This window comes from Hafnia sp., from assembly GCF_036648275.1.
GTDB classification, from domain to species: Bacteria; Pseudomonadota; Gammaproteobacteria; order Enterobacterales; family Enterobacteriaceae; genus Hafnia; species Hafnia alvei.
Window position 1 is genome coordinate 26,082 of record NZ_JAVXIQ010000018.1, and the last position, 10,849, is coordinate 36,930.

General features: G+C 49.1%; 9 protein-coding genes and 1 pseudogene. 5 read left to right on the plus strand and 5 right to left on the minus strand.

Going from position 1 to position 10,849, the window contains the following annotated elements:
- Positions 1-12: 12 nt before the first annotated feature.
- From yidC to rpmH, 4 genes are read right to left on the minus strand one after another with little or no spacing between them, the layout of a single operon-like run.
- Positions 13-1,647 carry a membrane protein insertase YidC gene (gene yidC, locus RSC70_RS15020; RefSeq protein ID WP_043489972.1) on the minus strand — a complete coding sequence of 545 codons (1,635 nt, stop codon included), beginning with the start codon at positions 1,645-1,647 and terminating at the stop codon, positions 13-15.
- A 1-nt stretch (position 1,648) separates the two neighbouring features.
- Positions 1,649-1,906 (minus strand): membrane protein insertion efficiency factor YidD, encoded by a 258-nt coding sequence (yidD, locus tag RSC70_RS15025; protein ID WP_008815724.1) that lies wholly within the window; start codon positions 1,904-1,906, stop codon positions 1,649-1,651.
- Positions 1,870-2,229 (minus strand): ribonuclease P protein component, encoded by a 360-nt coding sequence (rnpA, locus tag RSC70_RS15030; protein ID WP_332542926.1) that lies wholly within the window; start codon positions 2,227-2,229, stop codon positions 1,870-1,872. Before rnpA ends, yidD begins: the two co-directional genes overlap by 37 nt.
- 15 nt (positions 2,230-2,244) lie before the next feature.
- Complete coding sequence (gene rpmH / locus RSC70_RS15035; RefSeq protein WP_025797346.1) at positions 2,245-2,385, minus strand: 50S ribosomal protein L34; 141 nt, start codon at positions 2,383-2,385, stop codon at positions 2,245-2,247.
- Between the two features lie 774 nt (positions 2,386-3,159).
- Between rpmH and dnaA the strand changes: the two genes are divergently transcribed.
- The 5 genes from dnaA to yidA all read left to right on the plus strand — a co-directional run bounded on the left by dnaA (position 3,160) and on the right by yidA (position 10,322).
- The gene (gene dnaA, locus RSC70_RS15040) at positions 3,160-4,557 is read left to right on the plus strand and encodes a chromosomal replication initiator protein DnaA (protein ID WP_071892157.1); all 1,398 of its coding nucleotides are present in this window, start codon (positions 3,160-3,162) and stop codon (positions 4,555-4,557) included.
- A gap of 24 nt (positions 4,558-4,581) precedes the next feature.
- The gene (gene dnaN, locus RSC70_RS15045; protein WP_025797343.1) at positions 4,582-5,682 is read left to right on the plus strand and encodes a DNA polymerase III subunit beta; all 1,101 of its coding nucleotides are present in this window, start codon (positions 4,582-4,584) and stop codon (positions 5,680-5,682) included.
- 159 nt (positions 5,683-5,841) lie between these two features.
- Complete coding sequence (gene recF / locus RSC70_RS15050; RefSeq protein WP_025797341.1) at positions 5,842-6,918, plus strand: DNA replication/repair protein RecF; 1,077 nt, start codon at positions 5,842-5,844, stop codon at positions 6,916-6,918.
- Between the two features lie 30 nt (positions 6,919-6,948).
- Positions 6,949-9,363: a DNA topoisomerase (ATP-hydrolyzing) subunit B gene (gene gyrB, locus RSC70_RS15055; RefSeq protein ID WP_025797338.1), complete on the plus strand. Its 2,415-nt coding sequence runs from the start codon at positions 6,949-6,951 to the stop codon at positions 9,361-9,363.
- Positions 9,364-9,506: 143 nt separating this feature from the next.
- Positions 9,507-10,322 carry a sugar-phosphatase gene (gene yidA, locus RSC70_RS15060; RefSeq protein ID WP_332542928.1) on the plus strand — a complete coding sequence of 272 codons (816 nt, stop codon included), beginning with the start codon at positions 9,507-9,509 and terminating at the stop codon, positions 10,320-10,322.
- Positions 10,323-10,645: 323 nt separating this feature from the next.
- Here the strand turns inward: yidA and RSC70_RS15065 are convergent.
- Positions 10,646-10,825, minus strand: a pseudogene (locus RSC70_RS15065) (threonine/serine dehydratase); the annotation flags it as partial.
- Positions 10,826-10,849: the final 24 nt, after the last annotated feature.

The following is a 10,849-nucleotide window of genomic DNA, read 5'->3' on the forward strand; positions in this document are numbered from 1 at the left end:
TCATCACGTGGATTATGATTTTTTCTTGTCGCGGCTGTGTAGGCCACGTTTCTCAAGACCACGGTAGATCAGCTGTTGCTGGAGGATGGTCACCAGGTTGCTGACGATATAGTACAGCACCAGACCTGATGGGAACCACAGGAAGAACACCGTGAAGATGACAGGCATAAACGTCATAATCTTCTGCTGCATCGGGTCAGTGACTGTGGTTGGCGACATCTTCTGAATGAAGAACATCGTGATACCCATCAGAATTGGCAAGATGTAGTACGGGTCTTGTGCAGCCAAGTCATGGATCCACAGCGCGAATGGAGCCTGACGCAGTTCTACTGAGCCCATCAGCATGTAATACAGTGCCAAGAAGATTGGCATCTGGATGACGAGCGGTAGACATCCACCCAGTGGGTTAACTTTCTCTGACTTGTACAGCGCCATCATTTCTTGGCTCATGCGCTGTTTGTCATCACCAATGCGTTCACGCATTGCCGCCAGTTTTGGCTGCAGCATACGCATTTTCGCCATGGAGGTGTACTGCGCTTTAGTCAGCGGGTACATGATGCCACGAACGATGAAGGTGATAACGATAATCGAGAAGCCCCAGTTACCGATAAAGCTGTGGATGAACTGCAGCAGCTTAAACAGTGGCTGAGAAATGAACCACAACCATCCGTAGTCTACGGTCAAGTCCAAGTGTGGTGCCACGGCAGCCATATCACTCTGGATTTCAGGACCAACCCACAGGGTTGCGTTCAAGTTTTTCTCGGTACCCGGAGCAACAACGACAGGTTCAGCTTTAAAGCCAATCGTCGAGAGTCCGTTACCCAGATTAGCGGTATAGAACTGGTTAGTACCGTTTGTCTCTGGGATCCATGCGGTTGCAAAGTACTGCTGCAACATGGCAACCCAACCGCCTTTAGTGGTGATATTCAGCGGGTCTTTATCAAACGCGTACTTCTGATATTTATCATCGCTTGAAGAGTAAGCCGCACCACGGAAGGTGTGCAGAGCAAAGTTGCTGCTGCCGGTATCTTTGTGTTTTGGCAGGTCAATAGACTGCTTCAACTGACCGAACAGAGTCAGATCCAACGGCTGTGCGCTGGCGTTCTTAACTTTGTAGTCCACGCCAATGGCATAGTCACCGCGTTTAAGAACGAAGGTCTTGGTATAGACCACGCCGTCTTTCGCCGTGTACGTCAAAGGAATACGCAGCTCGTCCTGACCATTGACCAGTTCGAAGCTGGTTTGATCGGCGGCGTACAGAGGACGGTCACCGTTAGCTGGATTGTCTGGACCATTTTTACCTGTCAGGCCGCTTTGAGCCTGATAGATGAAGTTTGGTGTAGTTTCTAACAGCTGGAAAGGCTGGTCAGAACCTAAAGTAGCTGGATACGCCAACAGGTTAGCCTGTTCGATATCACCACCACGGGTGTTAATGGTCAAAGACAGCACATCAGTCTTAACCGTAATTAGTTTACCCTGGCCACTTTCTGGCACAGCCTGGCTGGATGCATCGGCTGTCGTGGTGTTCGCGGTCTGTCCTGCGGTCTGAGCGGTTGGCTGCGGATTGTTATCCGTTTGCCATGCTTGCCAGATCATGAAAGACACGAACAGCAGAGCGATGAGGAGTAGATTGCGTTGCGAATCCATCTTAATGTTCTCTGTTATCGTCAGTTTTCGGCGGCACGGGATCATCACCACCTGGGTTCAATGGGTGGCATTTTAATACGCGTTTCAGTGTCAACCAACTGCCTTTTATCATCCCAAACCTGCTCAATGCCTCAATTCCGTACTGTGAGCAGGTTGGTCTGAAACGACAATGCGGTCCGAGCAGCGGACTAATGAAAAGCTGATACCCGCGTATCAGCTTTATTAGGATACGCGAGCTTGCCGACAATGACGACGCCATAACTTTTCCAAAATCTCTGTCAGCGCCCGATTATCGAGCTCCTGAACCCCTTTTTTAGCAATTACCACAAAATCCATGGCAGGCAGCGAATGTTGGCTTAAACGGAAGCTCTCACGCGTTAGGCGTTTGATCCGGTTACGCTCATGCGCACGCTTGACATATTTTTTGGCGACTGTAAGACCGATGCGGGGATACCCCAGCGTGTTCATACGGCCGAGTATGGTAATTTGAGGAGTGCCGGCTCGTTGCGGTTGCTGGAAGACGAAATTGAAATGATTGGGAGTTAACAAACGTAACTCCCTAGGAAATGCTAGCTTAACCACAGAGGGTTAGCTTTATTACTTAGAAACGGTCAGACGAGTACGGCCTTTCGCACGACGGCGGGCCAGAACCAGACGACCATTTTTGGTTGCCATACGAGCACGGAAACCGTGTGAACGGTTACGTTTCAATACGGACGGTTGGAAAGTGCGTTTCATAGCGATTTCTACCTAAACTTAAATAATTACTGATCAGTAAACGCGTTTGGCTACTCGGCGTGAGAACGACCGACGCCTCAATCGCATATATAAAGAGGCGGGATTGTAATAATTGTACAGTCCTGAGTCAATTCTCATCGCAAGATAGCTCAACCGAATTTCACTAACGTGAGCCTCAATCACCGTCGCATCCCTAAATAGTCCCTAAGAGATACATAGGTTTGAGGCCTGTAAAAGTGACGAAAAAAAATCACTAAACAGAACTCAGGCGCAACGCGTGGGTGGGAAATTATACGGACTCCCTATCAAAGCGCAAGGATCTAACCAAGATCCTTCTTGATAAAGTGTAGATCCGTGATGAATTTATCACCCGCAAAATCTGAAAATAGTGGATCTGTGGGCTGTTTAACGCTGGACAAATCGCTTAAAAGCTTAAACTCCCTTTCTGAATGTTGCCTGTGGATAAAAACGATCTAATCTGTGCAGAAGGGGAGGATCTTCTGTGTGATTTAGGCTATGATCCGCCATTCCGATTGCGATCCAGATCTCTGGTGCATTGGAGATAATGAAATTTATTACATCGCATTTAAAAGCGATTCGTATGTGATGGTTTGCTTGTGGGTAACCTGTTTATGATCTTTTCATTTATTAAGATCTCAGCATCTTTTGTGCGGAACAGTGCCTTGACGAGGTTCAAACGATCACGTGCGTCAAAAAAAGTCAGTCTAAGTATCCTATTCATTTCTTTTTGATCTTGTTCGAGTGGAGTCCGCCGTGTCACTTTCGCTTTGGCAGCAGTGTCTTGCCCGATTGCAGGATGAGTTACCTGCCACAGAATTTAGTATGTGGATCCGTCCTTTACAGGCGGAACTGAGTGACAACACCCTGGCGCTGTATGCTCCTAACCGTTTTGTATTGGATTGGGTTCGTGACAAATATCTCAACAATATCAATGGATTGTTGAATGATTTTTGTGGCAGCGATGCGCCGGTTTTACGTTTTGAAGTTGGCACCAAACCTGCAATGGCTATTCCGGCACAAAGCCCGGTTATGGCCAGTGTTTCTGCGCCTGTTATTCAGACCGCGGCTCGCAGTATTGCACCTATGCGTCCTAGCTGGGATAACTCACCGGCGCAGCCTGAACTGTCTTATCGCTCGAATGTAAATCCTAAGCATACGTTCGATAACTTTGTTGAGGGTAAGTCTAACCAACTGGCCCGCGCGGCGGCGCGTCAGGTGGCTGATAACCCTGGCGGAGCCTATAACCCGCTATTTTTATATGGCGGCACTGGTTTAGGTAAAACTCACCTTTTGCACGCGGTGGGAAATGGCATTATGGCGCGTAAAGCCAATGCCAAAGTGGTGTATATGCACTCTGAGCGTTTCGTTCAGGATATGGTTAAGGCCCTGCAAAATAACGCGATCGAAGAGTTTAAACGCTACTATCGTTCTGTTGATGCTCTGCTTATCGATGATATTCAATTTTTTGCGAATAAAGAGCGCTCGCAGGAAGAGTTCTTCCATACCTTTAACGCACTGCTTGAAGGCAATCAGCAAATCATTCTGACGTCAGACCGCTATCCAAAAGAGATCAATGGCGTGGAAGATCGCCTGAAATCGCGCTTTGGTTGGGGATTGACCGTCGCTATCGAGCCGCCAGAATTAGAAACGCGCGTCGCTATTCTGATGAAAAAAGCCGATGAAAATGATATTCGCCTGCCGGGTGAAGTCGCCTTTTTCATCGCCAAGCGTCTACGCTCTAATGTACGTGAGCTCGAAGGCGCACTGAATCGCGTCATTGCGAATGCCAATTTTACCGGCCGCGCAATTACCATCGATTTCGTGCGTGAAGCATTGCGCGATCTGCTCGCTTTGCAGGAAAAATTAGTCACTATCGATAATATTCAGAAGACAGTCGCTGAGTATTATAAAATCAAGGTGGCAGATTTACTGTCTAAACGCCGTTCCCGCTCGGTTGCTCGCCCACGCCAGATGGCGATGGCGCTGGCAAAAGAGCTGACCAACCATAGCTTGCCGGAAATTGGTGATGCATTTGGTGGTCGTGACCATACTACGGTCTTGCATGCCTGTCGTAAGATTGAACAGCTGCGTGAAGAAAGCCACGACATCAAAGAAGATTTTTCTAATTTAATCAGAACGTTGTCATCCTAATCAAATAACAGTCATCGTAGCGATATGAAATTTATTGTTGAACGTGAACATCTGCTAAAGCCGTTGCAACAGGTAAGCAGCCCGCTGGGTGGCCGACCAACGTTGCCTATTCTTGGTAATCTGCTGTTGCAGGTTGAAGACGGCCATCTATTGCTGACAGGCACCGACCTTGAAATGGAAATGATCGCCCGTGTTCCTCTTGCTCAAGAGCATGAGACGGGTGCGACAACGGTTCCTGCGCGTAAGTTTTTTGATATTTGCCGTGGCCTACCAGACGGTGCGGAAATCACCGTGATATTGGATGGCGACCGCATGTTGGTTCGCTCTGGACGTAGCCGCTTCTCGCTGTCTACGCTGCCTGCCGCTGACTTCCCTAATCTGGATGATTGGCAGAGCGAGGTAGAATTTACTCTGCCTCAGGCAACGCTGAAAAAGCTGATTGAAGCCACGCAGTTCTCAATGGCTCATCAGGACGTGCGTTATTATCTGAACGGTATGCTGTTTGAGACCGAAGGTGAAGAGCTACGTACCGTCGCGACCGATGGACACCGGCTTGCCGTTTGCTCCATGCCTATTGGCCAGAGTTTACCGAGTCATTCGGTGATCGTGCCGCGTAAAGGCGTCATGGAGCTGTCTCGTTTGTTAGATGGTGGTGAAACACCGCTACGCCTGCAAATTGGCAGCAATAACATTCGTGCTCACGTGGGTGACTTCATCTTTACCTCCAAGCTGGTTGATGGCCGTTTCCCTGATTATCGCCGCGTATTGCCGAAGAATCCGGACAAAACGCTAAAAGCTGGCTGTGACGAACTCAAGCAAGCATTTGCGCGTGCAGCGATTTTATCGAATGAAAAATTCCGTGGTGTTCGCCTCTATGTCAGCCATAACCAGCTGAAAATTACTGCGAATAACCCAGAGCAGGAAGAAGCGGAAGAAATTCTGGATGTGAATTACGAAGGCACCGATTTAGAAATTGGTTTCAACGTAAGTTACGTTCTGGATGTCCTCAACGCACTCAAGTGTGAAGACGTGCATATGTTACTAACTGACTCCGTATCCAGCGTTCAGATTGAAGACGCGGCGAGCCAGTCAGCAGCCTACGTAGTCATGCCAATGCGCTTATAACCATACCCGTCATACTTCGCGCTGCACGTGCGTTGGCTGCCTTCGCTCACCCCAGTCACTTACTTGTGTAAGCTCCTGGGGATTTGCTCAGTTGTCGCCTTCTTGCAACTCGAATTATTTAGGGTATACGAATGCTGGCTTTGCACGGAATAGCTTTTGATGGCTTTAACGCGTCTGACGATCCGCGATTTTCGCAATATTGAATCTGCGGACCTCTCTCCTGCTGAGGGGTTCAACTTTCTGGTCGGTGCCAACGGTAGCGGAAAAACCAGTGTGCTCGAGGCCATTTATACGCTTGGGCACGGGCGGGCTTTTCGTAGTTTGCAGGCGGGAAGAGTGATCCGCCATGACCAGAATGAGTTTGTTCTACATGGTCGTATTGATACCGGTGCCGAACGCGAGTTGTCTGTCGGGCTTAGTAAAAGCCGTGCCGGTGATAGCAAAGTGCGTATTGATGGCAGCGATGGCCATAAAGTGGCTGAGCTGGCGCAGATGTTGCCGATGCAGCTTATTACGCCAGAAGGTTTTACCTTATTGAATGGCGGGCCAAAATTTCGGCGCGCTTTTCTCGACTGGGGCTGCTTTCATAGCGATCCCGGTTTCTTTGTTGCCTGGAGCAACCTCAAGCGTCTGCTAAAGCAGCGCAATGCGGCGTTAAGACAGGTAACCCGCTATGGACAACTACGTCCATGGGATCAGGAACTGATCCCGCTGGCAGAACGTATCAGCCAATTGCGAGCGCAATATAGCGCAGCGATTGCCGAAGATATCAGCGCAACATGCGCGCAGTTCTTGCCTGAATTTGCACTGACGTTTTCTTTCCAGCGTGGCTGGGATAAAGAGAGCGATTACGGAGAGTTGCTAGAGCGTCAATTTGAACGCGATAGAGCTCTGACCTATACCGCGGTTGGTCCACACAAGGCAGATTTCCGCATCCGGGCAGAAGGTACACCGGTTGAGGATTTGCTGTCGCGTGGGCAACTGAAGTTACTGATGTGCGCGCTGCGTTTGGCACAGGGTGAATATCTTACCCGCCACAGCGGTCGCCGTTGCCTTTACCTTATCGATGATTTTGCTTCTGAGCTGGATACGGGTCGCAGACGTTTATTAGCCGACCGATTGAAAGCCACTGGCGCACAGGTTTTTGTGAGTGCGGTGAGTGCAGAACAGGTCTCCGATATGGTTGATGAAAAGGGCAAGATGTTCCGCGTGGAACAGGGTAAAATAGCGGTTTAATCACAGTTTTTTAATGAGCGAGAAAGGCTGATGTCAAATACTTATGACTCCTCAAGTATCAAGGTATTAAAAGGGCTGGACGCCGTGCGTAAACGCCCGGGCATGTACATCGGTGATACCGATGACGGCACCGGTCTGCACCATATGGTATTCGAGGTGGTGGACAACGCGATTGACGAGGCGCTCGCTGGCTACTGTAAAGACATTATCGTTACCATCCATAGCGACAACTCAGTGTCGGTACAGGATGATGGCCGTGGTATTCCTACTGGCCTGCACGAAGAAGAAGGTGTGTCTGCTGCTGAAGTTATCATGACCGTGCTGCACGCCGGTGGTAAGTTCGATGATAACTCTTATAAAGTTTCCGGTGGTCTGCATGGCGTTGGTGTTTCCGTAGTTAACGCCCTGTCTGAAAAATTGGAATTGGTTATTCGCCGTGAAGGTAAAGTTCACGAGCAGACCTATGCGCACGGTGTTCCCCAGTTCCCGCTGAAAGTGGTTGGTGATACTGAAATTACCGGTACCACCGTACGTTTCTGGCCAAGCCTGCAGACATTCTCTAACCATACCGAATTCCAGTACGATATTCTGGCTAAGCGCCTACGTGAGCTCTCCTTCTTGAACTCCGGTGTGTCTATTCGTCTGCGCGACAAACGTGACAACCGTGAAGATCATTTCCACTATGAAGGCGGTATCAAAGCGTTCGTAGAGTATCTGAATAAAAATAAAACTCCGATCCATCCAAACGTGTTCTATTTCTCAACCGTGAAGGATGATATCGGCGTTGAAGTTGCGCTTCAGTGGAACGATGGTTTCCAGGAAAACATCTACTGCTTTACCAACAACATTCCACAGCGTGATGGTGGTACCCATCTGGCCGGTTTCCGTGCTGCGATGACCCGTACCCTGAACAGCTATATGGAAAAAGAAGGCTACAGCAAGAAAGCCAAAGTTAGCGCCACCGGTGACGATGCGCGTGAAGGTTTGATTGCGGTGGTTTCTGTTAAGGTTCCAGATCCTAAGTTCTCATCTCAGACCAAAGACAAACTGGTTTCTTCTGAGGTTAAAACTGCCGTTGAAACGCAGATGAATGAACTGCTGGCTGAATACCTGCAAGAAAACCCAGGCGATGCCAAAATCGTTGTGGGCAAAATTATTGATGCTGCGCGCGCGCGTGAAGCGGCCCGTAAAGCTCGTGAAATGACTCGTCGTAAAGGTGCGTTGGATTTAGCCGGTCTGCCGGGCAAACTGGCCGACTGTCAGGAACGCGATCCTGCCCACTCTGAACTGTACTTAGTGGAAGGGGACTCTGCGGGCGGCTCTGCAAAACAGGGGCGTAACCGTAAGAATCAGGCGATCCTGCCGCTGAAAGGTAAAATCCTGAACGTTGAGAAAGCGCGTTTCGATAAAATGCTTTCTTCTCAGGAAGTTGCCACGCTGATTACCGCACTGGGTTGTGGTATCGGTCGCGACGAATATAACCCTGACAAGCTGCGTTATCACAGCATCATCATCATGACCGATGCCGACGTCGATGGCTCGCACATTCGTACGCTGCTATTGACCTTCTTCTATCGTCAGATGCCAGAAATTATCGAACGTGGTCATGTATTTATTGCTCAGCCTCCGCTGTATAAAGTGAAGAAAGGTAAGCAAGAACAGTACATTAAAGATGACGACGCGATGGATCAGTATCAGCTTTCTATCGCTTTGGATGGCGCTGAACTGCACATCAATGCCGATGCGCCAGCGATGTCTAACGAGCATTTAGAGAAGTTGGTGACCGAGCACTATCAGGTTCAAAAACTGATTGGTCGTATGGAGCGCCGTTATCCTAAGGCGTTGCTGAACCAGCTGATTTATCATCCAACGCTGGTAGAAGCCGATCTTGGCGATCAGGCTAAAGTGCAGCAGTGGATTGAATCACTGGTAAATACGCTGAACGAAAAAGAAGTTCACGGCAGCACCTACTCTGCAATTGTGACTGAAAACCGTGAGCGCCAGATGTTTGAGCCGTCGCTGCGTATTCGTACTCACGGGGTTGATACCGATTATCCTCTAGACTTCGAATTCATTCACGGTGCGGAATATCGCCGCATTTGTAACTTGGGTGGTACGCTGCGCGGTCTGATCGAAGAAGATGCGTTTGTTATGCGTGGTGAACGTCGCCAGCCAATTACCAGCTTCGAACAGGCGCTGGAATGGTTGGTGAAAGAGTCCCGTCGTGGCCTCGCTATCCAGCGTTACAAAGGTCTGGGTGAAATGAACCCTGAGCAGCTGTGGGAAACCACCATGGATCCGCAGAGCCGTCGTATGCTGCGTGTTACTGTGAAAGATGCTGTGGCCGCTGACCAGCTATTCACCACATTGATGGGCGATGCGGTTGAACCTCGTCGTGCATTTATTGAAGAGAATGCGCTGCGTGCAGCAAACCTAGACTTCTAATCCTAAAGAAGTTAGCGAGAAGGGACGATTTATCGTCCCTTTTTTTATGTATTTGATCCTCATTTTTACCTCGCATAAGCAATGACAACCTGGCCTAGATTGATTACCGTTACACTATTATTCTGACCCGAAGGGAAAATGTGATGTCGATTAAATTGATTGCCATAGATTTGGATGGAACCCTACTTAATAACGATCGGATGGTTGCTCCTGCGGTGAAACAGGCTATTTTGGCGGCTAAAGCGCAAGGCGTGCATGTGGTGTTAGCGACCGGACGTCCATTTATCGGCGCTCAGCAATATCTGCGTGAATTGGAGTTGGATACCGCCGGATGCTACTGCCTCTGCAACAATGGTGGTCTGATTGTTCATGCCGAAAACGGGGAACCTTTATTTGAAACCCTGCTTGATAATGCCGACTATTTATATCTCGAATCGCTATCGCGTCAGGTCGGTTCGCATTTTCACGCGCTCGATCACCACAAGCTATATACGGCTAACCGTGACGTCAGCAAATATACCGTTCATGAATCGTTTATTACCGGCATTCCTCTGCATTTCTGCCCAGCAGATGAAATGGATAAAAGCATTCGCTTCCCAAAAGTGATGATGATCGACCATCCTGAAGTGCTTGATGCGGCGATTGCTCGCATTCCAGCTGAAGCGTATGAACGCTATACCATGATGAAAAGCAGCCCTTATTTTCTTGAAGTATTGAACAAAGATGCAGACAAAGGGAAAGGCATTGCTCGTTTGGCGCAATATCTGAATATCCCACGCGAAAACGTAATGTGCATTGGTGATCACGGTAATGACTTAGCCATGGTGGAATACGCCGGCGTTGGTGTTGCCATGGGTAACGCCGAGCCGGCAATTAAAGAAGCTGCCCAATTTGTTACCACAACGAATCAGGAAGATGGCGTGGCTATCGCCATTAACAAATTTGTCTTCGGGAAATAAAATACTTATTTAGCCTTTCATGATAACTAAGCCGCAGAATATTGGTTTTGAGCTTCTCGGCACGTTACCTTACAGCCGAATGAATCATGAAGGTTAGGATTCGCCGACAGGGATGTCGGCGAAAGAACGGAGGAGCCAGGATGGCGATTGCCGTTCGTTCCGTTAAAACCGTAATGATGAAATGAGGGAACCCGCGGAGCGGGCTGGAAGGTGGTGCCAAGCCGAGGTGTTGGAGGGCGGCGATTGGCCCTCCAACTCGGACGCCTGCACGGAGGTGATGTAATACTTGGTGCTATAGGCGTTCGAAACCTTTCACGGAGGCTTTATGCTACGGCCTTCAAATAATTATCCAACACGATGTTTTTACCGCGCAGAACAACCGCAATTTTTTTGTCCTGATATTCAGCTGCTAAGGCAACACCTGCGGCCCCTTCAATCATCCCGCGATCGGTCACAGCAATAAGCTTCATGGCCCGTTTGATCTCTTCTTCGCTGACCAACACCCAATGACTTCTGTTTGCGGTGAG